The 23,772-nt window shown below is 60.2% G+C and carries 19 protein-coding genes; 16 read left to right on the forward strand and 3 right to left on the reverse strand.

The annotated features are described in order from the left end of the window. The first annotated feature begins 11 nt into the window (after positions 1–11). From ccoO to hemN, 8 genes are all read left to right on the forward strand, one after another. Positions 12–776: a cytochrome-c oxidase, cbb3-type subunit II gene (gene ccoO / locus AAC850_RS12595; protein ID WP_340589153.1), complete on the forward strand. Its 765-nt coding sequence runs from the start codon at positions 12–14 to the stop codon at positions 774–776. Further along, entirely contained in the window at positions 773–946 is a 174-nt protein-coding gene (locus tag AAC850_RS12600) for a cbb3-type cytochrome c oxidase subunit 3 (protein ID WP_340589155.1), read from the forward strand. Before ccoO ends, AAC850_RS12600 begins: the two co-directional genes overlap by 4 nt. Then, on the forward strand, positions 936–1,862 hold the full coding sequence (ccoP, locus tag AAC850_RS12605) for a cytochrome-c oxidase, cbb3-type subunit III (protein ID WP_340589156.1): 927 nt from the start codon (positions 936–938) through the stop codon (positions 1,860–1,862). The genes AAC850_RS12600 and ccoP overlap by 11 nt, the downstream gene beginning before the upstream one ends. Next, positions 1,849–3,294: a cytochrome c oxidase accessory protein CcoG gene (gene ccoG, locus AAC850_RS12610; protein ID WP_340589157.1), complete on the forward strand. Its 1,446-nt coding sequence runs from the start codon at positions 1,849–1,851 to the stop codon at positions 3,292–3,294. Before ccoP ends, ccoG begins: the two co-directional genes overlap by 14 nt. Continuing rightward, a complete protein-coding gene (locus tag AAC850_RS12615; protein WP_340589158.1) occupies positions 3,294–3,737 on the forward strand; it encodes a FixH family protein in 444 nt (147 codons plus the stop codon). Before ccoG ends, AAC850_RS12615 begins: the two co-directional genes overlap by 1 nt. Then, complete coding sequence (locus tag AAC850_RS12620; protein WP_340589160.1) at positions 3,737–5,854, forward strand: heavy metal translocating P-type ATPase; 2,118 nt, start codon at positions 3,737–3,739, stop codon at positions 5,852–5,854. Before AAC850_RS12615 ends, AAC850_RS12620 begins: the two co-directional genes overlap by 1 nt. Continuing rightward, positions 5,851–6,012: a cbb3-type cytochrome oxidase assembly protein CcoS gene (gene ccoS, locus AAC850_RS12625; protein WP_340589162.1), complete on the forward strand. Its 162-nt coding sequence runs from the start codon at positions 5,851–5,853 to the stop codon at positions 6,010–6,012. The genes AAC850_RS12620 and ccoS overlap by 4 nt, the downstream gene beginning before the upstream one ends. Positions 6,013–6,235: 223 nt before the next feature. Next, positions 6,236–7,585: an oxygen-independent coproporphyrinogen III oxidase gene (gene hemN / locus AAC850_RS12630; RefSeq protein WP_340589163.1), complete on the forward strand. Its 1,350-nt coding sequence runs from the start codon at positions 6,236–6,238 to the stop codon at positions 7,583–7,585. Here the strand turns inward: hemN and AAC850_RS12635 are convergent. Continuing rightward, complete coding sequence (locus AAC850_RS12635; protein ID WP_340589164.1) at positions 7,582–8,211, reverse strand: TetR/AcrR family transcriptional regulator; 630 nt, start codon at positions 8,209–8,211, stop codon at positions 7,582–7,584. The genes hemN and AAC850_RS12635 overlap by 4 nt on opposite strands. Before the next feature lie 109 nt (positions 8,212–8,320). Here AAC850_RS12635 and AAC850_RS12640 point away from each other — a divergent pair, with 109 nt between their 5' ends. From AAC850_RS12640 to AAC850_RS12675, 8 genes are all read left to right on the forward strand, one after another. Next, on the forward strand, positions 8,321–10,669 hold the full coding sequence (locus tag AAC850_RS12640; protein WP_340589166.1) for a TonB-dependent receptor: 2,349 nt from the start codon (positions 8,321–8,323) through the stop codon (positions 10,667–10,669). Between the two features lie 31 nt (positions 10,670–10,700). Continuing rightward, complete coding sequence (locus AAC850_RS12645) at positions 10,701–11,561, forward strand: alpha/beta fold hydrolase (protein ID WP_340589167.1); 861 nt, start codon at positions 10,701–10,703, stop codon at positions 11,559–11,561. 65 nt (positions 11,562–11,626) lie between these two features. Beyond that, positions 11,627–12,856 carry a spinster family MFS transporter gene (locus tag AAC850_RS12650; protein WP_340589225.1) on the forward strand — a complete coding sequence of 410 codons (1,230 nt, stop codon included), beginning with the start codon at positions 11,627–11,629 and terminating at the stop codon, positions 12,854–12,856. 64 nt (positions 12,857–12,920) lie between these two features. Further along, positions 12,921–14,783, forward strand: a complete 1,863-nt coding sequence (locus tag AAC850_RS12655) for a DUF294 nucleotidyltransferase-like domain-containing protein (protein ID WP_340589168.1) — start codon at positions 12,921–12,923, stop codon at positions 14,781–14,783. Between the two features lies 1 nt (position 14,784). Continuing rightward, complete coding sequence (locus tag AAC850_RS12660) at positions 14,785–15,456, forward strand: exonuclease domain-containing protein (protein WP_340589169.1); 672 nt, start codon at positions 14,785–14,787, stop codon at positions 15,454–15,456. A gap of 101 nt (positions 15,457–15,557) precedes the next feature. Beyond that, entirely contained in the window at positions 15,558–15,857 is a 300-nt protein-coding gene (locus AAC850_RS12665; RefSeq protein ID WP_340589171.1) for a DUF4212 domain-containing protein, read from the forward strand. 13 nt (positions 15,858–15,870) lie between these two features. After that, the gene (locus AAC850_RS12670; protein ID WP_340589172.1) at positions 15,871–17,646 is read left to right on the forward strand and encodes a sodium:solute symporter family protein; all 1,776 of its coding nucleotides are present in this window, start codon (positions 15,871–15,873) and stop codon (positions 17,644–17,646) included. A gap of 205 nt (positions 17,647–17,851) precedes the next feature. Next, positions 17,852–21,118 (forward strand): PAS-domain containing protein, encoded by a 3,267-nt coding sequence (locus tag AAC850_RS12675; RefSeq protein WP_340589174.1) that lies wholly within the window; start codon positions 17,852–17,854, stop codon positions 21,116–21,118. On the opposite strand, the gene AAC850_RS12680 is transcribed toward AAC850_RS12675, so the two are convergent. Both AAC850_RS12680 and acs read right to left on the reverse strand, forming a co-directional pair. Beyond that, entirely contained in the window at positions 21,088–21,723 is a 636-nt protein-coding gene (locus tag AAC850_RS12680; protein WP_340589175.1) for a LuxR C-terminal-related transcriptional regulator, read from the reverse strand. The genes AAC850_RS12675 and AAC850_RS12680 overlap by 31 nt on opposite strands. A 2-nt stretch (positions 21,724–21,725) precedes the next feature. Further along, positions 21,726–23,657, reverse strand: a complete 1,932-nt coding sequence (gene acs / locus AAC850_RS12685; RefSeq protein ID WP_340589176.1) for an acetate--CoA ligase — start codon at positions 23,655–23,657, stop codon at positions 21,726–21,728. Between the last annotated feature and the right edge of the window lie 115 nt (positions 23,658–23,772).

Below are 23,772 nucleotides of genomic sequence, written 5' to 3' on the forward strand. Positions count from 1 at the left end.
ACTGACTCATCATGACCGATCCCGTAGTTGAAGAAACCGTAACCGGCCACAAGCGGCTTGAACGCAATGTCACCCTGCTTGGCGTAGGCGCGCTGATTGCCGTCGCCATTGGCGGCATCGTGGAAATTGCGCCGTTGTTCTGGATCGACAATACGATCGAGGAAGTTGACGGGATGCGCCCCTATTCCCCGCTCGAACAGGCCGGTCGCGACATCTACATACGCGAAGGCTGCTATGTCTGTCATAGCCAGATGATCCGCCCGTTTCCGGATGAAGTGGAACGTTACGGCCATTACTCGCTCGCCGCAGAGAGCATGTATGACCACCCCTTCCAATGGGGTTCCAAGCGGACCGGGCCCGACCTGGCGCGCGTAGGCGGTCGCTATTCGGACGAGTGGCACGTGCAGCACCTGGTCGATCCGCAGAGCGTGGTGCCTGAAAGCATCATGCCGCAATACGGGTTCCTGGCGGACACGCGACTACGAGTGACCGACCCAGATGCGATGCTGGAAGCTCTTGCGATCATCGGCGTTCCCTACAGCGAAACAGACATCGCGATGGCAGCGCAGGACCTCGTCGCGCAAGGCGATCCCGATGTTCCGGCGGGTGACCTGTTGGACCGCTATCCCAAGGCGCAAATACGTGATTTCGATGGCGATCCGGACCGTTTGACCGAAATGGACGCGTTGATCGCCTACCTACAGATGCTGGGCACGCTGGTCGATGTGAACAGCGCTGCTGCGCAGGAAGAACTCGCTGCGGAGACGGGCCGATGAGCGAGCATTCCACTTACGAAGTGCTGCGGCAGATTGCCGACAGCTGGGGGCTGCTGGCGATGTTGGTGCTGTGGCTGGGCTTCGGCCTTTGGGCCTTTCGGCCGGGTGTCAGGCGCCACCATGAAGACGCTGCCAACATGATTTTCAAGGACGAAGACAATGGCGAATGAACGTCAGCCCGGCCCTCGCAAGGATGAAGCCACCAACACCGAATTTGTTGGCCACGAATGGGATGGTATCGAAGAGCTCGACACGCCGATGCCGCGCTGGTGGCTTTGGACCTTCTACGCAACGATTGTCTGGAGCATCGGCTACGTCATCGCCTACCCGGCATGGCCCATGATCGACAAGGCCACAGAGGGTGTGCTCGGCTGGACCAGCCGTGGTCAGCTGGCCGAGGAAATGTCCGCCGCCGAACTGGCGCGCGCCGATGTTCGCCAGCAGATTGCCAATACTCCTTTGGAACGCCTGCCTGAAGACAGCACGCTGTTGGCCAAAGCCGTTGCTGGCGGGCGTGCGGCCTATCTGGTCAATTGCGTCCAGTGCCACGGATCGGGTGCGGCCGGCAGTCAGGAACTGGGCTATCCCAATCTCAACGATGATGACTGGCTGTGGGGCGGAGACATCCGTGCAATCGAATACACGCTGACGCATGGGATAAGGCAACCCGGCGCGGATGAGACCAGGCAGAGCCAGATGCCCGCTTACGAAGGCATGTTCGGGACAGCCGAATTGAATGCGCTGACCGACCACGTACTGTCCCTAAGCGGACTCGCCGATCCCAGCACGCAGGGTGCTCAGCTTTACGAGCAGAATTGCGCAGCCTGTCACGGTCCCGGCGGTGAGGGAGATCGCGCGTTGGGCGCGCCGAACCTTGCCGATGCAGTCTGGCTACGCGGGAACAGCCGGGAGGCAGTCGCGCAGCAAATCCTCAACCCTCGGATGGGCATGATGCCGAAGTGGGAAGGGCGGCTCGATCCGGTCACGATCCGGATGCTGGCGGCGTATGTCCATTCGCTCGGCGGAGGTGAGCGGTTTGTAGACGTCGCCGCAGACCCCGAGGTCGAGGTCGATGAACAGCCCTGAGCATCCGCAATCCGAGAAGCTGTATGAAGCGGTACAGACGGTCCACAACAAGCGTATCGATGGACCCTTTCGCCGCTTCAAATGGCTCGTGATGATCGTCACGCTGGCGATCTATTATGTGACCCCGTGGCTTCGCTGGGATCGCGGACCATACGCACCCGATCAGGCGGTCTTGGTCGATCTCGCCAACCGCCGTTTCTACATGTTCGGTATCGAGATATGGCCGCACGAATTCTATTTCGTTGCCGGCCTGTTGATCATGGCTGGCATCGGCCTGTTTCTAGTCACCAGTGCAGTAGGGCGCGCTTGGTGCGGTTACGCATGTCCGCAAACGGTATGGACCGATCTTTTCCAGCACGTGGATCGATTTATCGATGGAGATCGCAATGCCCGCATGCGACTTGATGCCGCTCCATGGACCTGGGGCAAGCTGACGCGGAGAGGAATAAAGTGGGCGATCTATCTGCTTATTGCTTTTGCTACCGGCGGTGCGTGGATCCTGTATTTTGCCGATGCGCCGACCCTGTTTCGCGAATTTTTCGCGCTTGAGGCAGCACCTGTCGCTTACGCTACGGTCGCAGTCCTGACCCTCACGACCTTTGCGCTGGGTGGGTTCATGCGCGAACAGGTGTGCATCTACATGTGCCCATGGCCGCGTATCCAGTCTGCCATGCTGGATGAGAAGTCCTTGATCGTCACATATAAGGACTGGCGCGGCGAGCCGCGGGGCAGCCTGAAGAAAGCAAGGAAGACGCCAGATGCCTTCGGCGACTGCATCGATTGCATGCAATGCGTGCAGGTATGCCCGACAGGCATCGATATTCGCGAAGGCCCGCAAATCGGCTGTATCACCTGTGCGCTGTGCATCGACGCCTGCGACAAGGTCATGGCCGATATCGGGCGACCGCGCGGGTTGATCGATTATGCGACACTCGAAGATTGCAAGGCAGAAGCTGCCGGCGAGACGCCCCGGCCTGTCTGGAAGACCCTCCTGCATCCGCGCACTTTGATCTACCTGGGGATCTGGAGCGCCATTGGACTCGCCCTTTTGTTTGCATTGGGCGCGCGCACGCACACCGAGTTGACCGTTTCGCCTGACCGCAACCCACCCTTTATGCCGATGAGCGACGGTTCGATCCGCAACGCGTACACTCTCCGCTTGCGCAATATGGAAAGCCGTCCTCGGGAAATGGAGGTTGCCATCGACGGGTTGGACGCCGGCACCTTCTGGACGGGTACTATCGGGCGCGACGAGGCTGCCGTGCGGCAAGTCTTTAGCGTACCCGCCGATGCGACGCTGCCTGTGCGCGCCTACGTGATCGCCCCTAGCGACACCAGGGCGACAATTTTCACTTTCACCGTGACCTCGCTCGATGAGCAGCGCGAGCAGGACGCGGTTGAAACCAGCTTCACGGCACCCGGAGACAAATAATGGCGCGCAGGTTCACAGGCTATCACATGACCGGCATCCTCGTGGCATTTTTTGGTACTGTTGCGGCGGTAAATTTCACCATGGCGCAGCGCGCGACATCGACCTTCGGCGGCGTGGTTGTCGAAAATTCCTACGTTGCCAGCCAGAATTACAACACTTGGCTCGAAGAGGCCGCGGCGCAGGAACAGCTCGGATGGGAAGTCACGACAAGTTGGCGGGATGATGGACGCCTGACAGTGCAAGCCATAGGCCCATCGTCCCCTGCTAACCTACGCGCGGCGGCTCGTCATCCGCTTGGCGGTGAGGAGCCGCGCACACTCGAGTTTGACCGGCTGGCAGATGGCAGCTTTCTTTCACGCGAGACACTCGGCGACGGGCGCTGGCTTGTTCGGATGGAGTTGACCGATCACGCCCACACGTGGCGCAGCGAGGTCGAACTATAATGGCCGAGGCGCTCGCTCCCCAGGTTGCTCCCGAATGCACACAGTTGGCCGTGCCCGGGATGCATTGCGCTGGCTGCATGAGCAAGGTCGAGAGTGCTCTGGCGCAGGTGCCGGGAGTTTTGTCAGCGCGGGTCAATCTTACGTCGCGAACCGTAACGGTTACGCACGATGAAGTGGTGCCGGTGCGGACTTTGACGCAGGCGCTGGGCGGAATCGGATTCGAGGCCCAGCCGCGGCGAAATGACTCCGCAAATGCGCCTTCTGCCGTGCGCCCATTGCTCGCGCCGCTTGCCGTCGCGGCCTTTGCGGCGATGAATGTCATGCTGCTGTCGGTCAGCGTGTGGTCGGGTGCCGAAGGCTCTACGCGAGAGATGTTTCACTGGCTTTCGGCCCTTATCGCGTTGCCCGCGATAGCTTTTGCCGGCCGCCCCTTCTTTTCCTCGGCGTGGCGCGCAGTTCGTCGCGGGACGACCAACATGGACGTGCCGATATCCATCGGCGTGATTGTTGCATCCGGTCTTAGCCTCTACGAGGTCGTTACCGCAGGGCGTCACGCCTGGTTCGACGGTGCGCTGATGCTCCTGACCTTCCTGCTGGCGGGCCGCGTACTTGATGCGATGATGCGCGATCGGGCGCGTGCAGGGGTGGATGTGTTGCTCAGCCAGGCAGCACAGGGCGCGACAATCGTACACGGCGATGGCACGGTTGCATGGCTGGAGGCAGAGCGGCTGGAACCCGGCATGGTGATGCGCGTGGCAGCAGGCGAACGACTGGCTGCTGACGGTGAAGTCGTAAGGGGTGGCAGCCGTTTCGACCAGTCGATCCTGACGGGTGAGAGCGCGCCGGTAAATGTTGCCGTAGGAGAAACAGCGCTGGCGGGGATGCTGAACCTTTCTTCCCCCATCGATATCCGTGTCAGCCATGCAGGGCGCGATACGACGCTCGCCGAAATCGCCCGACTGATGGAAGCGAGCACGCAAAATCGCAGTCGCTATGTCCGCATCGCCGACCGCGCGGCACGGCTGTATGCACCCGCCGTCCATACACTCGCCGCTATCACGGTTGCCGGCTGGCTGGTGGCCGGCGCCAGTCTGTATGAAGCGCTCGTGATTGGGGTCGCGGTTCTTATCATCACTTGCCCGTGCGCATTGGGTCTTGCGGTTCCGGTAGCGCAGGTCGTGGCGAGCGGGTCGCTGATGCGCGCAGGCATTATGGTGAAAGACGGCACCGCCCTGGAAAGGCTTGCCGGCATCGACCGCGCCTTGCTCGACAAGACTGGTACACTGACGCTGGGCCGTCCCGTGCCGGACGATGTGGCGCTCAAGTCGCTTGAAGCCAAAGAGCGCAGCATCGCGCTAGCCTTGGCATCGCACAGCAGCCATCCGCTTTCGCGTGGTCTTGCCAAGGCCCTTGCGGCGATGTCGACCGAGGCTGCGCCGATCAGAGAAGTCCAAGAGCGTCCCGGGATCGGTGTATTCGCCCAATACCACGGCCAAGACGTCGCACTGAGCCGTCCCGAAGGAGGGGGCGGTTCTGCCGTGGCGCTGAGCATCGGCGCTGCGCCGGTTCGGCTTATCACCTTTGCCGATGCTCTGCGGCCCGATGCCGTGGAAGCCTTGGATCGCTTGCACCGGATGGGCGTGATTTGCACGATCCTGTCGGGTGACAAGGAAGAAGCGGTTGGCATGATCGCCAGTGATTTACGGCTTGCCGCGGAGGCAGAAGTAGATCCGGCGACAAAGCAGGCAATCGTAGGCCTTGAACGCGACGCCGGGCACAGCGTGCTGATGGTTGGCGACGGGCTCAATGACGGTCCGGCTCTTGCTGCAGCCGATGCTTCCATGGCACCAGGCTCTTCCACCGATGTCGGATTGCAGGCAGCCGATATGGTTTTCGTCCAGGATTCGCTGCTCTCCATTCCTCGCGCTGTTTGCGCATCGCGCCGGACAATGACCGTTGTGAAGCAGAACTTCACTCTCGCAATTGCATACAATGTCCTTGCCGTGCCTTTGGCAGTATTCGGTTTCGTAACGCCGTTGGTCGCTGCCATTGCAATGTCTGCCAGCTCCTTGCTGGTGGTGGCCAATTCGCTGCGACTGGTGAGGGCGGCGCGATGAACGGCCTGCTGATCCTCGTGCCAATCGCCTTGTTGCTGGGTCTGGCCGGACTGGCTGCCTTCTTCTGGGCGCTGCGGAGCGGCCAGTTCGACGATCCTGCGGGCGCGGCCTCGCGAATTCTGATCGACGAAGACGACGATGACGGGGATGGTTCATGACCGGCGCGTCTCTCGCATTTGCACTTGCCGCACTAATTCCGGCCGTAACCGGACCAGTCCCGGCGAAACAAGGCGGTGCGCTGATACTTGAAATGATGATGTGCAATGGCGGGACGGCGCACGTCCCCGTCGAGCGACAATTACCCGAAGCCCCCTCGAGTACGCCCTGTTGTGCCAAGGGCTGTCAATCGCGCAAGCGATCCGGGTCATTTGACCCAGAACAATGACGCGAACTGACGGACGAGCGATGCAGGTTTGCATGTGGAATTATCATGCAGAACTCCTTTCTTCGCCCGTCCCGCGTTATACCAGCTATCCCACCGCTGCGGAGTTTGGTGACGAGGTAGGACAGGTAGACTTCAGCGACGCCGTTTCGACGGCCACTGGCGACGTTTCGCTCTACGTAAATATCCCGTTCTGCGATCAGATATGCTGGTATTGCGGATGCAACACCGCGGCTGCCAATCGAGCGACGCGCCTCACCAGCTATCTGGATGCGCTGCACAAGGAAATCATGCTGGTTGCGGAGATGTTGCCAGCGGGTGCGCGGGTGCGCCGCATTGCGTTTGGCGGGGGCAGCCCTAATGCCATCAATCCGGTCGATTTCATACGCTTGATGGATCAACTGACGCTGAAATTCCCGCTCGATAGTCCGACCGTCGCGATTGAGCTGGACCCGCGTAGCCTGACACAGGAATGGGAAGGCGTGCTGGGCGCCATTGGTGTGAGCCATGCTTCGCTTGGCGTGCAAACCTTTGCCCCGTCATTGCAGCGCGCGATTGGCCGCATCCAGCCTGTCGCTATGATCGACAGGGCGGTAGAACTGTTGCGCAAGGCAGGGGTTGGCTCGCTCAATCTGGATCTGATGTATGGATTGCCTGGCCAGAATCTGGACGATGTTTCTTCATCGCTCGACATGGCGCAGCGCTTGGGCGCGGACCGGGTAGCATTTTTTGGATATGCCCATGTACCTCATCTGATTCCACGCCAACGCCAGATCGATGGCAGCAATCTTCCGGATCAGCTCTTGCGGTTCAACATGGCTGCGCTCGGCTACCACAACATGGTCCATGCGGGATATGTGCCCGTAGGATTCGATCATTTTGCTTTGCCAGGCGATTCGCTTGCCAGGGCCGCAACGGCAGGTGAGCTTCACCGCAATTTCCAGGGTTTCACCGATGATTCTGCGACCACGCTGATCGGGTTGGGAGCATCTGCCATCAGTTCCTTCCCGAACCTGTTGGCGCAGCATGAAAAAAATGCCGGGCGATATCGAATGTTGTTATCCCAGGGGAAGGCGCCGGTTGCTCGCGGCAAGGTGCGCACGGTTGAGGATCGTCGGCGCGGCGCAATTATCGAAGAATTACTGTGCCAAGGACGGGCGCGGGTCGATCATGCGATCATGGAGGGCGCACAGGACCGGCTGGAACCTTTCGCACGAGCAGGACTGTTTGAATTTGCCGGCGGGATGTTCGTTATCCCGGAATCCTCCCTGCCATATGCACGCAGTATTGCTGCGTGTTTTGATCCCTATCGGCAAGACAGTGCGCGAAGGTTCAGCTCCGCAGTTTAGGATTTGTCGCCGTTCCTGCCGATACCCTGGCGCAGCATCGTGTTCGCCAGCTCTGCAATGCGTTCCGCATCGGTGCTTTCAGACCACACGGCGTATCGCAGGCCCAAGAACACGTTCATGCCCATCAATGCCCAGGCGTGCGCTTCGTCCATACCTTCGCGGAATTTTCCCTCGTTCTCGCCTTTCTTGAGGCGGTCGAGGATGCGGGCTGCGGTCGTTTCGTAATGTTCGCGGAAGCTCGCCGGATCGACGAACTCGGCTTCATCGATGATGCGATAGATTTCCTTATGCTCGCGCGCAAAGTCGAGGAAGGATTGCAGCGCAGCGCGCTCGATCTCGAAAGGATCGGTCTTTGGTGCGACTGCTTCGCCGGCCTCGCGCGCCACTTGCGCACTCATGTCTTTCACCAGGGCGCGGAAGATCGCATCCTTGCTTTCGAAGTATGTGTAAAAGCTGCCGAGGGCTGTTCCGGCGCGGCGGGTGATCGCGCTTATCGACGCCTCGTGAAAACCCTTTTCGCCAAATTCGAGCGCCGCTGCATCAAGCAATTTGCGCAACGTCTCCCGACCTCGCGCCGTGCGCGGTGCTTTGCTTTGATCCGCTTCGGTTGTCGGTGTTGCTGCCATGTCACGGCGCTAACGCGATTTTGCACAATGCGCAAAGATTAAAGTTGAAAGTTGGTTCAGGTTTCAATATTGGGTTGTCCGAGAACAAGAGTTCATCGGGAGAGAATTGATGTCGAAAGCCCTTCTGCGGCAGTCCGCCGCCTGTGCCATTGTCCTTGCAGCGCTCGCTACGCCTGCTCATGCCCAGCAGGGCGGCGCGACCGATCCGGAAGCAGAAACGGCCACCGGCGGGACGATTATCGTCACCGCACGTCGCCGTGAAGAACGCCTGGTTGACGTGCCTGTCGCAGTGAGCAGCTTCGGCGAAGAGGAACTGCAACGTCGCGGCTCGGTCGACATTACCGACATCGCGCAGATCACTCCCAACACGACGCTCGAGGAATCGCGCGGCACCAACTCGACGCTCTCTGCCTTTATTCGCGGGATCGGCCAGCAGGACCCGGTTTCAGGTTTCGAGCAGGGCGTCGGCATCTATCTCGACGATGTCTATCTCAACCGCCCGCAGGCTGCCGTGCTCGATATCTACGATGTCGAGCGGATCGAAGTGCTGCGCGGTCCGCAGGGCACGCTTTACGGCCGCAACACGATTGGCGGCGCGGTGAAATATGTTACCCGCGAACTGCCCGACGAATTCAGCCTGCGCCTGCGCGGTACCTATGGCTCATATGACCGCGCCGAAGGTGTGGTGACAGTCTCCGCTCCAATCGCCGACCCTGTCCGTGTCGGAGCATCGGTTGCCCGGCTTTCGCGCGGCGGCTTTGGTGAGAACCTCACGACCGGCGAAGACAATTACAACAAGGACATTTGGGCGGCGCGCGGCACTATTGAAGTCGGTGGCAATGGCGCGCCTTACCTGCTGCGCATTTCGGGCGATTACACGCACGACCTTAGCAATGCGCGCGGCGGTCATCGCCTGATCGTCGGCGGCGCATCAGGAGCGCCCATACTCGATAACGTGTTCGACACGCGCGGCGGCCTTGTCGATCCGGAGCAGGATGTCGAAGCATATGGCATCGCCCTCAATGCCCGTGTCGACCTGTCCGATGCGCTGACCTTGCGTTCGATCACTTCGTACCGCGCAGACCAGAGCGCCTCTCCGATAGATTTCGACGCATTGCCTGCGGTCGATCTTGATGTGCCTGCGTTCTACAACAACGAACAGACCAGCCAGGAACTCCAGCTGATCTGGGATGATGGCGGGCCCTTCACCGGCCTGTTCGGCGCCTATTACCTGAACGCTGCTGCAGACACGCAGTTCGATGTGCGGCTGTTCACGACATTTGCTGGCTTCACGGCCTTCACACAGGCCAATGTCGACACCGAGACATATGCTGTATTCGGCGACTTCACCTACGACATTACCGATCAGCTCAGCCTCTCGCTGGGTGGTCGCTACACCTGGGACGAACGCTCGGCGACAATTTTGCGCCAGAACTATCAGGGCGGTGGGTCCCCGGTATTCGGCGGAGCCGGCGTTCCGTTCTTTGGCACCGGGCCGAGTACCGATTTCGACGGATCGGAGGACTTCAACAAGTTCACCCCGCGCGTTTCGCTCAGCTACCAGCCGACCCCTGACCACAATATCTACGCCAGCTTTTCGCAAGGCTTCAAGGGCGGCGGTTTTGATCCGCGCGGCGTGGGTGTGAATGCCCCTGCTGCCATCCCTGGTTCACCGACCGACGCTGAAGTGGCTGACTTCCTCAGCTTCGCACCGGAATCGGTCGACAGCTACGAAGTCGGCTACAAGGGCAGCCTGCTGGATGATGCGGTGTACATCGCGCTGGCCGGCTTTTATGCCGAGTATACCGATGTGCAAATTCCCGGCTCGGTCGCCTGTAACGTTGGCGGTGTCGCAACGTTCTGCGGCGTGGTTTCGAACGCCGGTGCGGCGGAATTCATGGGTCTGGAACTGGAGACCAGCGCACGGCTTGCCCGCGACATGATGTCATCCGGCGATGAGTTGCGCTTCAGCGGCTCGCTCGGCTGGATCGATGCCGAATACACTGAATTCATCACCAATATCGTTGGCACGCCGACTGACGTTTCCGATTTCCGCGAAGTGCAGAATACGCCTGAATGGAGTGGAAGCGCGACGCTCGGCTACAGCACGCCTGCGGGCAATGGCGATCTTTATGTCGGCAGCACCGTGTCATACCGCAGCTCGACGACGCAGTTCGAAATCCCGAACCCGTTCCTCGACCAGAGCGGCTATGCACTTGTCGATGCGAGCATCGTTTACAACGACGACAGCGGTTTCAGCATTGGCCTCTATGGCCGCAATCTGACCGACAGGATCTACCGCACATCAGGCTATACTTTCATCGCGATCGATCCGGTCACCGGCGCTCCGGTGCTGACGAACGGCCAACCAACGCCAAATCTCGGTACCGAGGGCACACTGACCGCCTTCCACGGCAACCCGCGCCAGGTCTATGTCACTGCAACCATAGAATTCTGATCCGCATTCCGGCGGACAGGACTATGGAAGCATGATGGAGTATCGCGAGCATCGCTATACCAGCGCGTGCGGACGGCTTAAGCTGTTTGCACGCGACTACGGCGGCAATGGGAAACCCGTGCTGATGATGCACGGGCTGACCAGGAACAGTGCTGATTTCGAGCCTCTGGCCGAACATCTGGCACCCCGGTATCGCCTGATCGTGCCCGACCAGCGCGGGCGTGGATTGTCGCAGGATGATCCCGATCCGGCGAAATACCGGCCCGACATCTACGCGGGCGATATGTTCGCACTGCTCGCCAGTCTGGAAATCGAGCACCCGGCGATCATCGGCACGTCGATGGGCGGCTTGATGGCGATGGTGATGAACGCCATGCAGCCCGGCGCATTCCCTGCGATCGTGTTCAACGACATAGGTCCCGAACTCGCGCCCGAGGGTCTGGCGCGCATCGGCAGCTATGTCGGTGGTGGCAGCAGCTTTGCCGATTGGGATGAAGCCGCGCGCGCCTGCGCCGACATCAATGGTCAGGCATTCCCCGATTTTGCCGGGGTTGACTGGATGGCATGGGCGCGGCGCACTTGCCGGACCTTGCCCGATGGCCGGCTTGCCTTCGCCTATGACCCGGAAATCGCTCAAGGTTTTGCCGATATTGGCGACGGTCCGCAGGAAGACCTGTGGCCACTGTGGCAGATGCTGGGCGAAACGCCGGTACTGGCATTGCGCGGCGCATTGTCGGATCTGCTCACACTCGATACGGTCGCCCGGATGAAGGAACTTCACAAGGGGCCGTTCGATCATGCCGATGTGCCAAATCGCGGTCACGCCCCGTTGTTGGACGAACCGGTCGCAGTGGCGGCGATAACCGCCTTCCTGAAGGAGCATTACGGGTGAGCCCGAACCAAGCAGCGGCAGTCACACCTGCCAAGGGCGACCCGCACCGCAACACCGTTCTTGCGATGTTGCTGGTGGTCTACATCTTCAATTTCGTCGACCGGCAGATCCTGTCGATCCTCGCAGCTCCCATCCAGGCCGATCTGCAATTGAGCGACGGAGAGATGGGCCTGCTCGGCGGGATAGCTTTCGCCCTGTTGTATTCGACAATGGCGGTGCCGCTGGCCGCACTGGCCGACCGCACGAGCCGGAGCTGGGTGATCGCCGTCTCGCTTGCTGCGTGGAGCGGCTTCACCGCACTGTGCGGGCTGGCGACCAGTTTCTGGCACATCTTCCTTGCCCGGCTTGGCGTTGGCATAGGCGAAGCGGGCGGGGTGGCACCATCATACGCCCTGATCGGCGATTATTTCCCCAGTTCGCAGCGAGCGACCGCGCTGTCGGTCTATTCGCTCGGCATACCGATCGGATCGGGGCTGGGCGTGTTGATGGGCGGCTACATCGCGGCGACTGTGGACTGGCGCACGGCGTTCTTTGCCGTTGGCCTGGCAGGCCTGATCATCGTGCCGCTGTTCAAGTTCCTGGTGCGCGACAAGATCAAGCCGGTTCCTGTTGAAGGCGAAGCGGAGGAGTTATCCCGGCAGCCGACACTCAAGGAAACCGCCGCAGTCCTCGCGCGCAAGCGATCCTTCTGGTTCCTCGCCTTCGGTGCGTCGATGTCGTCGATGCTGGGTTATGGCATCGCCTTCTGGCTGCCCAGCCTGCTGATCCGCAGCTTCGGTTACGACCTTGTGCAGGCATCGCAATTCTTCGGCGCTGTTCTGCTCATCGGCGGCGTTGTCGGTGTGCTTGCAGGCGGATTGATTGCAGACCGTCTGGGCAACCGTGACCGCGCCTATTATGCCTGGCTTCCCAGCCTTGCCTATCTGCTGGGCGCGCCGCTATTCGCTGCGGGAATTTCGAGCAGCGATGCACAGGTCGCCTTCCTGCTGTTCCTCGTTCCGCAAGCGCTCGCCTATGTCTGGCTCGGCCCGGTCCTTTCGGCGATCCAGCATCTGGTTGTTCCTGCAGCGCGCTCGACCGCTTCGGCCCTGTTCTTGCTGATGAACAACCTCATCGGGCTTGGCGGCGGCATCTACGCGCTCGGAGCCTTTTCGGACCTGCTCACCCCGATCTACGGCGATGAGGCACTGCGCTATTCCATGCTCTATGCGCTCGTCCTCTATCTCGTTGCGGCATTGCTGATGGCACTGGCCGGGCCGTCGTTGCGCAAGGACTGGGTCAGCGAGGCAGGATAAATCCTGATCCCGGCTGCGACCAAGGTCGAATTGGCACGCCCACTTGTGCGTGTATGGTCGGAGGATGGGACAGGAAATCGCCGAAATCGCCCGTTTCCTCTCGTCCACTGCGCCGTTCGACGCTTTGGGCCGAGACGTCCTGGCTGCGCTCTCCCGCAAGATCACGATTTTCTATTACCGAGCTGATGAGATGATCCTGCAAGCGGGGCAGCACAATGACCGGCTTTTCATTGTCCGGTCAGGCGCTGTGGAACTGCGACTGGCAGGCGAGGAACTGACTGCACGGCTCGCGGCTGGAAGCTGTTTTGCCTACCCTTCGCTGCTGCGCGGCGGTGAGATACATAATGCAGTGCAGGCTCTGGAAGCCACGCTGGTCTATGCGCTTCCCGGCAAACAATTTCTCGCGCTACGCGAAGAGCATCCGGTGGTGCGTGAATACTTCGCCGAAGACGAGTCCGCACGCATCCGGCACGCACTGCGCAAGCGTGAAACCGAAGGTCATTCGAAGCTCGACACGACACATGTTTCAAGCCTGACGCGCAGGCAGCAGCTCGTCTCCGGCCTTCCAGGCATGACAATCCGCGCTGCCGCGCAATTGATGCGCGACCACGATGTGAGCACGCTACCGCTGTGCGAAGGGGAGCTACTGGTCGGCATCGTCTCAGACAAGGACTTGCGCAACCGTGTGCTGGCCGCGGGGCTTCCAGGAGACGAACCTGTAAGCCGTGTGATGACGCCCGATCCTCAAACGCTTTCCGCCGAACACAGTGTGGGTGAAGCGATGGCGCTGATGGCATCGGGCGGGTTTCGCCATATCCCCCTTCTCGACGAGAACGGGCAACTCGCAGGGATCGTCAGCGCGACGGATATACTCGCATTCCTGGGTCATAATGCCATCGACACCGGCATGGCCATAGCTCGGGCCAAAACGCCTCACGCCTTGGTGAAGGCGGCACTGCGAATCCCCGACAGTTTTGCACGAATGGTGCGGCAGGGACTGTCGGCGGCGCATGCCATGCGCTTTACCTCGGCCTTGGGAGAGGCGGTTCATCGCCGGGCCGCCGAACTGGTCGAGGCCGAGCTTGGCCCACCGCCTGTGCCCTATGCTCTGGTCGTCTTTGGCTCACTTGCGCGCGAGGAACAGTTGGTCGGGTCCGATCAGGATAACGGACTTGTGATCTCCGACCGGGGGGATGAGGCTGCAGAGGGCTATTTCGGGACGCTGGGCGCGCGGATTTCCGACCTGCTGGACGCCTGCGGTTTCGTCTATTGCAAGGGCGGTATCATGGCGAAAAATGCAGACCAGCGGCTCACTGCCAGCGATTGGCGGACACGTTATGCGGACTGGGTCGAACGGCCGGATGAAGACCGTATCCTGCGCGCGACGATATTCTTCGACATGCGCTGTGTGCACGGCGAGCGGAGGCTGGTCGAGGAATTGCGGAAGGATGTGCTCGCAATGGCAGCGGCCTCATCGATCTTCGCCAGTTACCTGGCGCGTGATGCACAACGCAGCCGGGTCCCGCTTGGCATTTTTCGCAATCTCGTGCTGGAGAACGCGGCCGATGGCACCAAGGTGTTCGACGCCAAGGCGCAGGCAATCATGCCGATCATCGATATCGCGCGCACCCAGGCACTTGCGTATGGAATTGTCGCCACCGGCACGCGGGAACGCCTGCATGCGCTCGCGGCAGTAGGCCGGATGGACAAGGGCGATGCGCAAAGCCTTGAGGACGCGCACTTGCTGGTGAACGAATTGCGCATTCGCCACCAGGCCGAACAATTGCGCGGCGGGGCGGAACCCGACAATTTGATCGCCCCGGCCACGCTTTCCCCCTTGGAGCGCGATTACCTGAAAGACGCGTTCAAGGTCATCAGGAGCGGGCTGGACTCGCTGCGACGCAACTTCGCGGGCGGCATCGCCTGACATGTTCGCACGGTGGCGATTCGAACGTGCCTTGCGCGGACTGGCTGAATTGGATGAACCTGTCTTGCGCCGCTATGCCCTCGCGGCCTGGCCGAATGCGGACCTGCCTGTCATCGAAGCGCCATTGCTTGCACTGGATTTCGAACTCGATGGACTGAAAAGAGATGCTCATATCCTGCAGGCTGGTTGGTTGCCGTTCAACGCCTGTTCGATTCCGCTGGAACTCGCTCAAGTCGCCGATGTGCACTGCGCGGCAAAACTGGATCGCAGGGCGGTGACAATTCACGGTATCGGCGAGGATCGTGCCGTGGCCGGACAAGCGCTTCACGAAGTCATCCTGCCCCTGATCGCCAGCCTCTCCGGCCGTATCCTCGTGGCGCACGGAGCTGATGTCGAGACAGCAGCCTTGCAAGGAGCTTGCCGAAAACTGTTCGAAATAACGCTTCCGGTCCGGGCGATTTGCACGCTCAAACTCGAGCGACATCTCGCTCCATCCTTAGTCGGTAATGGGGTTTATCGCCTTGGAGCAGCACGCGCGCGCTATGGCCTGCCCGAATACAGGGTGCATGACGCTTTGGGTGATGCCATTGCCTCAGCGGAACTGCTGCTCGCGCAGCTGGCCACAATGCCCGCTGACACGCGGCTGGGCCGGCTCGAAGCACTCTCTCGCTAGTCTCATACTAAAGTCGCTCTCGTCGTATGCCGGGCATCCTCCTAGCCTTGCGGGCAAGCTGCCGAACTGGGCTGCGAAAAAACAAAGCAAGGAGGGGACCGATGGTCGACGAAACACCGCCTGATTCAAGTCAGGCCGATGAGGGCGAAACAAACGCCACCGAGAACGCCTACTGGCGTGACAATTTGCGATTACTGCTCACGCTGATGTCGATCTGGTTTGTCGTTTCTTTCGGCGCCGGCATCCTTTTCCGCGATTGGCTCGACCAGTTTTCGCTCGGCGGATATCCGCTTGGCTTCTGGTTCGCCCAACAGGGTTCGATTTACATCTTCATGGCCCTGATCCTCTATTACGTCGTCAAGATGCGCTCGCTTGAGCGCAAGTACGACCTCGACGATTGAAGGGGGCAGTAGGATGGAAACGCAAACCCTGATCTACATCTTCGTGGGGCTCAGCTTCGCGATGTATATCGGTATCGCCATCTGGTCTCGCGCCGGATCCACCAAGGAATTCTATGTCGCCGGCGGCGGGGTGAACCCGGTCGTCAACGGCATGGCAACCGCCGCCGACTGGATGAGCGCGGCAAGCTTCATTTCCATGGCAGGCCTGATCGCCTTCCTCGGATATGACGCTTCTGTCTATCTCATGGGCTGGACCGGCGGATATGTGCTGCTGGCACTGCTTCTGGCACCCTATCTGCGCAAGTTCGGCCAGTTTACCGTGCCCGATTTCATCGGCACGCGGTATTATTCCAAGACTGCGCGTGTGGTTGCCGTGATCTGCCTGATCTTCATCAGCTTTACATATATCGCAGGCCAGATGCGCGGCGTCGGGATCGTGTTCTCACGCTTTCTTGATGTCTCGATTTTCTGGGGCGTCATCATCGGTATGGGGATCGTGTTTATCTACGCGGTGCTCGGCGGGATGAAGGGCATCACCTATACGCAGGTCGCGCAATATTGCGTGCTGATCTTCGCCTATATGGTGCCGGCCTTCTTCCTCAGCTTCATGATCACGGGTAATCCGATTCCGCAATTGGGTCTGGGGTCGCAGGTCAATGACGGTTCCGGGCTATACGTGCTGGAGAAGCTCAATCTGGTGCTGACCGACCTGGGCTTCGGGCAATATACCGATGGTAGCAAGTCGATGATCGACGTGTTCTGCATCACCTTGGCCCTGATGGTCGGTACGGCGGGTCTGCCGCACGTGATCGTGCGCTTCTTCACCGTGCCCAAAGCATCAGATGCGCGCAAATCGGCCGGCTGGGCGCTGCTGTTTATCGCCCTGCTCTACACCACCGCTCCGGCAGTGGGCGCATTTGCCCGTATCAACTTCATCGATACGGTGAACGAGACGAGCTACGCACAGGCACCTGACTGGTTCAAGAACTGGGAAAGCAATGACCTCATCGCCTTCCAGGACAAGAACAATGACGGCGTGATGCAGTACCGCTCGGGTGATGCCTTTGAAGGCGCACCGGTATTCGCTGAAGGAACTGCCGCATCGGGGGCTCGCGAAGTCACCAATACGCCCAACGCCGACAGCGAGAATGAAGTCTACGTCGATCGGGACATCATGGTGCTCGCCAACCCGGAAATCGGCAATCTGCCGGGATGGGTGATAGCCCTGGTGGCAGCTGGCGGCCTTGCGGCGGCTTTGTCGACAGCGGCGGGATTGCTGTTGGTGATCTCAAGCTCGATCAGTCACGATCTGCTCAAATCGACCTTCAGGCCGAATATTTCGGAGAAAGGAGAGCTGTTGGCGGCGCGTTTGGCAGCGACGGCGGCAATCATCGTGGCCGGTTATCTTGGCATCTACCCGCCGGGCTGGGTGGCACAGGTGGTCGCTTTCGCCTTCGGCCTTGCTGCGGCAAGCCTGTTCCCAGCGATCTTCATGGGCATCTTCACGAAGTTCATGAACCGCGAAGGAGCGATTGCCGGAATGGTGACAGGCCTCGCCTTTACCTTCGGCTATATCTTCTACTTCAAGCTGGCGAACCCGGAGGCGAATGTGGCGGAGAACTGGCTGCTTGGTATCTCGCCGGAAGGCATCGGCGTTGTGGGCATGGTGCTTCACTTCATCGTCGCCATCGTGGTTGCCAAGATGACCGCTCGTACGCCGATGGACGTGCGCCGTCTGGTCGACAGCATCCGCGTACCGCGCGGTGCAGGCGAAGCGCACGCGCACTGATTGTCTCGCGCAATCCAAACGGAGGGGCGGTGCTGCAAGGCGCCGCCCCTTTGTTTGCATCATCGCCGCTTTGAGCTAGCATCATCGGTCAGGGTAGAAGGACAGGCGTATTCTTATTGCGATCGCCATTATTGCCAGTGCCATCTATCTCGGCACTCTTTTCTGGATTGCCGCTCGTCGTGACAAGTCGACGCATGCCCCCAGCTTGCGGGAAAGCGGTTGGATCTACGGCCTTTCGCTTGCGGTATTCTGCACCAGCTGGACGTTTTTCGGAGGTGTTGGGACAGCTGCGACAGATGGTCTGCAATTCCTTCCGATCTATCTGGGTCCGATCCTTGTCTTCACGCTTGGGTACGGGCTGGTGCGACGGGTGCTGGCCCAGGCACAGGCCCAGCATTCCACCTCGATCGCCGATTTCCTTTCGGCGCGCTACGGCAAGAGCGCAGGGGTTGCTGCACTCGTCACGGTGATCGCGACCGTCGGTTCGTTGCCGTATATGGCGCTCCAGCTCCAATCGGTCGGCAGTTCGCTTGTCGCGCTTGATCCGTCGCTTGAACAGAGCGTCGCCATGGACGAGGTGGTTCTGGCCGTAGCGGTAAGCATGGCCTTGTTCGCGATATTGTTCGGGTCACGCCGGGCCGACCGAGCCGGCGACAATGCCGGATTGGTTCTGACGATCGCAATTGAAGCGGTGGTGAAACTGGTAGCACTGGTGGCTCTGGCCGTGGCCGCGTTGTTTGTACTTGCCGATGGTCCTTCGATACCGGCGTCGACGGTATTCAATTTTGGCCAGGTCGATCTGCGCTTCGGCATCCTGACACTTCTGGCAGCCTGCGCTGCACTGTGCCTGCCGCGACAATTCCATATGGCTTTCGTGGAAGCGCCCGGAGAGGACACCACGCCATCGATGCGCTGGGTTTTTCCTGCGTATCTGGCGCTGACTTCGCTGGTGATTGTCCCGATCGTGCTGGCCGGCATTAGTGCGTTGCCGCCAGAAGTGCCGCGCGATTCCATCGTCATGGCCTTGCCACTTTCGATGGGGAATGAGGCGCTGGCAGTGTTGATATTCATAGGGGGGCTTGCGGCATCGACGGGAATGATCGTGGTCGCCAGTGTCGCTCTTTCGACAATGATTTCTAACGACCTGCTCGCTCCGGTCCTGTTCCGGAGAGCGCTGAGCGGGGAAGGAGATCGCACCCGGCTTGCAGCGACCCTGCTCATTCTAAGACGCATCGTGATCGGTGCGCTGCTGTTTCTGGCATATTTGTTCTACGCGAGCTTCGGAGCTTCCACCACGCTGGCAGGGCTTGGAACGCTTGCATTCGCAGCTGCGGCACAATTTGCCCCGGGACTTGTTCTGGGAATGGTCAGCCGACACGGAAACCGTATCGGAATGCTCGCCGGCCTGACTATGGGGTTCGGGCTCTGGCTCGGCTTGCTCATCTTCCCGGCAGCGACCGGAACCGCGCCGGTCTGGCTGGTCCACCCTGACCCGCTGGTTTCGGGCGTATTGCTCAGCCTCGGCGCGAATGTGGTTATCTACTGGTTCGGTTCTGCCCTGTTCAGACCCTCGCTGGTTGATGCTGCCCAGGCCGCCGTATTTGTTGGCAGCACGGTTCCCGGACAGCTACCCGCCTATGCCACGCGCAAGCGCATCGCCGACATTCGCTTGCTGTTGGCGCAGGTCGTCGGACCCGATCGGGCCAAAGATGCTCTGGCCGGTTTGCCTCGCCCCTATCAGGACAGCGACCCCGCTGATGAGACGGTCCTTGCAATGGCCGAGCGTACCATCGCCGGCGTGGTCGGGTCGTCCTCATCTCGACTTTTGGTTTCCTCCTGGTCAGGCGGGGAGCCTGTCCCTCTGGCCGATGTCGTCGCTATGTTCGACGAGACAAGCCGCCGCCTGACTTTCAGCGCCGACCTGCTCCAGATTGCGATCGAGAATATCGACCAGGGTGTGGCGGTTGTCGATGCCGACATGAACCTCGTTGCGTGGAATAGCCGCTACACTCAGATGTTCGACCTGCCCGAGGAGCTGGCTTCGATCGGTACGCCGATTGCCAAGTTGATCGGCTATAATCTGCGACGCGGCAACACTTCCGAAGACGAGATCGAGGAACAGATCGAGCGTCGCCTCGAGCACATGCGTGCCGGACGCCGCCACCGGCTGGAACGCGAGCAGGCGGATGGCGTGATCATGCGCATTATCGGCAATCCGGCACCCGGCGGCGGCTACGTTACGTCCTATATCGATATCACTGCCGACAGGCGTGCCGAACAGGCACTCGAGAACAAGGTCACCGAGCGCACGCGGCAACTCAGCGATGCCAATGCGGCGCTTGAGAAGGCGACCCGATCAAAAACGCGTTTCCTTGCAGCGGCCAGTCACGATCTTATCCAGCCGCTGAATGCGGCCCGCCTGTTTGCTTCTGCTCTCGGCGAGGAAATCGGTGAGCACGATCCTGCGCGTAAGCTGGTGCGCGATCTCGATGGATCGATTACTTCGGCCGACCGGCTCATCCGGGCGCTTCTGGATATCTCGAAACTCGATGGTGGCGGGATCGAGCCAAAACTCGAAACCGTATCGCTCGATGATGTGCTCGAAGATGTCTGCCGGGAATTCGCACTTCAGGCACAGGCGAAAGGGATTGCGCTGCGGCGGGTACGCACCAGCGCCTGGGTCGAAACCGATCGCGCGCTGCTGGCCAGCGTCCTGCGCAATCTGCTCAGCAATGCCATCCGCTACACCGATAGCGGTGGCGCATTGCTTGGTGTGCGGCGTGCAGGGGATAGCATCCGCCTGTGCGTTTACGACACGGGGCGCGGAATTGCGCCGGAGGATGTCGCACGGATTTTTGACGAATTCCAACGCGTGGGTACTGCTGATCGCGAAGGTCTCGGCCTGGGTCTGGCCATTGTTCGGCGCATAACCGGATTGCTCGAAATCGAAGTCGAAACCACGTCGACGGCCGGGCAAGGTAGTTGCTTCGCCCTGCACATGCCGGTGGCATCATGGCGGATTGCACAAAAGCGGCAGCGTGTTCCGCGATCGACTGCACAACTGTCCAATGCACGGGTTCTGGTCGTGGACAATGAATACGCCGCGCGGGCAGCCTCGCGCGCGCTGCTCGAAAGGTGGGAACTGGACGTCACCGATGCACGTGGCGAAGAAGACGCCCGGAATGCTACGGAGGTTGCGCCTGATCTTGTCTTGATGGACTACAGGCTTGATGACGATGCCCGCGGCGATGCAGTTTACGAGGCGCTTTGCAAATATTGGCAGACGCGGCCACCGGTGATTCTATATACAGCCGAAGCCAGCGACGAAACTGCCGCTGCCGCTGCGGCGATAGGGGCCTATCGGCTGTTGAAGCCGGGCGCACCGGCAGCATTGCGTTCGATAATCGCAAGCGCCATTTCCGGGCATCGCGATCCGGATAGTCAGCCTGGACCGGCGTTAGCGTCCAACTGATCGACATCGAGTTTGGCGGAAAGCATCGCCGCTTGCGTCCGGCTTATCACGTTCAGTTTGCGAAAGATTGCGGTGATATGCGCCTTTACCGTCGCTTCGCTGATGTCGAGCTCATAGGCGATCTGCTTGTTGAGCAGGCCGGCACGCATTTGATCGAGAATGCGGCGTTGTGCAGGTGTGAGCGAGGCAATGCGCGCAAGATCTTCATCGACTTCGCCCTCTCCCTCGGGGAACCAGCTGTCGCCGTCGCGCACGGCAACCAGGGCTTCTCGCATGTTATCCAGACTGGCCGACTTCGGAATAAAAGCTGACGCGCCAAGCTGGGCAGCTGCGGAGTAAACGTGAGGCGTCTCGCTGGCGGAGACAATTACAACCGGCACGGCAGGAAAGTCCTGGCGGAAATCCATCAGTGCACTGAGACCGTGGGAATCTTCCATATGCAGGTCGAGCAGAAGGCAGTCCGCGCCGACTTCGACGGCCGCGCGTGCTTCGGCCGCACTCGAGGCTTCTATCTTTTCCGCATCGGGCCAAGCCGCACCAACCGCATGGCCCAGAGCTGTTCTAAACAGGGGATGGTCATCGGCAATGACGATTCTGCTAGGCATGGTCAGCGGTTCTGCCTTCCATCAATCAGCCTTTCAACCAGCGACGGGTCAGCGAGCGTGGATGTATCTCCCAGCGATCCGAAGTCGTTCTCTGCAATCTTGCGCAAGATGCGGCGCATGATCTTGCCACTGCGGGTCTTGGGAAGGCCATCGGTGAATTGCAGGTGATCGGGCGTGGCAATCGGGCCGATTTCCTTGCGCACCCATTGGCGCAGCTCGCCATGAAGTTCGTCGCTGTCGTCTTCTCCCTCCATCAGGGTGACGTAGCAATAGATGCCCTGGCCCTTGATATCATGCGGGAAGCCGACAACCGCGGCTTCGGAAACCTTCGGATGCAGCACCAGCGCGCTTTCGACTTCGGCGGTTCCCATACGGTGACCTGACACGTTGATTACATCGTCCACTCGGCCGGTAATCCAGTAGTAGCCATCCTCGTCACGCTTGCACCCGTCACCGGTGAAGTAACGTCCGGGGAAAGTGCTGAAGTAGGCCTCGTTGAAACGATCGTGATCGCCATAGACTGTGCGGGCCTGTCCGGGCCAGCTATGGCTGATACACAAGTTGCCATCAGTTGCGCCTTCAAGCGGCTCGCCTTCGTTGTCGACCAACAAGAGCTGGACGCCGAAGAAAGGCTTGCCCGCGCTGCCCGGCTTCATGTCGTGGGCGTAGGGAAGCGTAGTAATCATGTGGCCACCCGTTTCGGTTTGCCACCAGGTGTCGACAATGGGACACGTGCCCTTTCCGACCACGTCGTGATACCAGCGCCACGCTTCGGGATTGATGGGTTCGCCCACGGTTCCGAGCAAACGCAGCGATGAAAGATCGTGCTTGGTCACCCAATCATCCCCTTCCCGCATCAGCGCGCGGATCGCGGTCGGCGCGGTGTAGAAGATATTGACCTTGTGCTTGTCAATCACGTCCCAGAAGCGGCCGTGATCGGGGTAGTTCGGCACGCCTTCGAAGATCACGCTCGTGCCGCCATTGATAAGCGGACCGTAGGTAACATAGCTGTGCCCGGTGACCCAGCCGATATCGGCACTGCACCAGAAAACCTCGCCCGGCTGGTAGTCGAACGTATAGTGGAACGTGGTCGTGACCCAAACGCCGTATCCGCCGGTGGTGTGCAGTACACCCTTGGGCTTACCTGTCGAACCGCTGGTGTAGAGGATGAACAGCGGGTCTTCCGCATTCATATCTTCGCACGGGCAATCCGCGTCATTGGCGACATCGTGATACCAGTGATCTCGACCTTCCAGCATATCGATGTCGGCGCCAGTGTGCTTGACTACCAGCACTCCATCGACCGATGTGCTCTTGGCCACCAGCGGGATGGCTGCGTCGACATTTGCTTTCAACGGCACGCGCTTCGTTCCGCGAAGGCCTTCATCAGCGGTTACGATGAACCGGCTTTCGCACGCCTCGATGCGACCGGCCAATGCTTCGGGAGAAAACCCGCCGAAGACGACCGAGTGGATTGCGCCGATCCGAGCGCATGCCAGCATGGCGACAGCGCCCTCGATCACCATCGGCATATAGAGCGTGACCCGGTCGCCTTTCGAGATACCCATGGCCTTAAGCGCATTGGCCATGCGAACGACTTCGGAATGCAGTTCGCGGTAAGTAAGGCTGCGTGAGGGGCTGGAAGGGTCGTCCGGCTCAAAAATGAAAGCCGTTGTGTCGCCACTTTTTGCGAGATGCCGATCGACCGCATTGTAGCACAGATTGAGCGAACCATCGGCAAACCAGCTGATCTGCGGCGGATCGAACGACCATTCGCCAGCCTTGGTCGGGAAGGTCGACCAAACCATCCGCTTCGCCTGTTCAAGCCAGAATTGATCGGGCTCCTCGACCGAGCGGCGATAGAGCGTATCATATTGTTCGGGCGTGCAATTGGCGCTGGCTGTTGCAGCAGGGCGTTCGATACGATCGCGCATTGTCAGATCCTCCGTTTTTCTCGCTTTACACCAGCCTAGCGTGCGATGCCTTCCAGACAAAGGTCGTACGACCATGCGCTAATTGTTCGCAACGCAAGGGGCGCTCCATACCATC

It is taken from the genome of Erythrobacter alti, from assembly GCF_037996805.1.
Classification (GTDB): domain Bacteria; phylum Pseudomonadota; class Alphaproteobacteria; order Sphingomonadales; family Sphingomonadaceae; genus Alteraurantiacibacter; species Alteraurantiacibacter alti.

Bases quoted from the DNA above. Each gene is read 5' to 3' on its own strand.
- ccoO (WP_340589153.1), top strand. From the start codon at position 12: ATGACCGATCCCGTAGTTGAAGAAACCGTAACCGGCCACAAGCGGCTT.
- AAC850_RS12600 (WP_340589155.1), top strand. From the start codon at position 773: ATGAGCGAGCATTCCACTTACGAAGTGCTGCGGCAGATTGCCGACAGC.
- ccoP (WP_340589156.1), top strand. From the start codon at position 936: ATGGCGAATGAACGTCAGCCCGGCCCTCGCAAGGATGAAGCCACCAAC.
- ccoG (WP_340589157.1), top strand. From the start codon at position 1,849: ATGAACAGCCCTGAGCATCCGCAATCCGAGAAGCTGTATGAAGCGGTA.
- AAC850_RS12615 (WP_340589158.1), top strand. From the start codon at position 3,294: ATGGCGCGCAGGTTCACAGGCTATCACATGACCGGCATCCTCGTGGCA.
- AAC850_RS12620 (WP_340589160.1), top strand. From the start codon at position 3,737: ATGGCCGAGGCGCTCGCTCCCCAGGTTGCTCCCGAATGCACACAGTTG.
- ccoS (WP_340589162.1), top strand. From the start codon at position 5,851: ATGAACGGCCTGCTGATCCTCGTGCCAATCGCCTTGTTGCTGGGTCTG.
- hemN (WP_340589163.1), top strand. From the start codon at position 6,236: ATGACGCGAACTGACGGACGAGCGATGCAGGTTTGCATGTGGAATTAT.
- AAC850_RS12635 (WP_340589164.1), bottom strand. From the start codon at position 8,211: ATGGCAGCAACACCGACAACCGAAGCGGATCAAAGCAAAGCACCGCGC.
- AAC850_RS12640 (WP_340589166.1), top strand. From the start codon at position 8,321: ATGTCGAAAGCCCTTCTGCGGCAGTCCGCCGCCTGTGCCATTGTCCTT.
- AAC850_RS12645 (WP_340589167.1), top strand. From the start codon at position 10,701: ATGATGGAGTATCGCGAGCATCGCTATACCAGCGCGTGCGGACGGCTT.
- AAC850_RS12650 (WP_340589225.1), top strand. From the start codon at position 11,627: ATGTTGCTGGTGGTCTACATCTTCAATTTCGTCGACCGGCAGATCCTG.
- AAC850_RS12655 (WP_340589168.1), top strand. From the start codon at position 12,921: ATGGGACAGGAAATCGCCGAAATCGCCCGTTTCCTCTCGTCCACTGCG.
- AAC850_RS12660 (WP_340589169.1), top strand. From the start codon at position 14,785: ATGTTCGCACGGTGGCGATTCGAACGTGCCTTGCGCGGACTGGCTGAA.
- AAC850_RS12665 (WP_340589171.1), top strand. From the start codon at position 15,558: ATGGTCGACGAAACACCGCCTGATTCAAGTCAGGCCGATGAGGGCGAA.
- AAC850_RS12670 (WP_340589172.1), top strand. From the start codon at position 15,871: ATGGAAACGCAAACCCTGATCTACATCTTCGTGGGGCTCAGCTTCGCG.
- AAC850_RS12680 (WP_340589175.1), bottom strand. From the start codon at position 21,723: ATGCCTAGCAGAATCGTCATTGCCGATGACCATCCCCTGTTTAGAACA.
- acs (WP_340589176.1), bottom strand. From the start codon at position 23,657: ATGCGCGATCGTATCGAACGCCCTGCTGCAACAGCCAGCGCCAATTGC.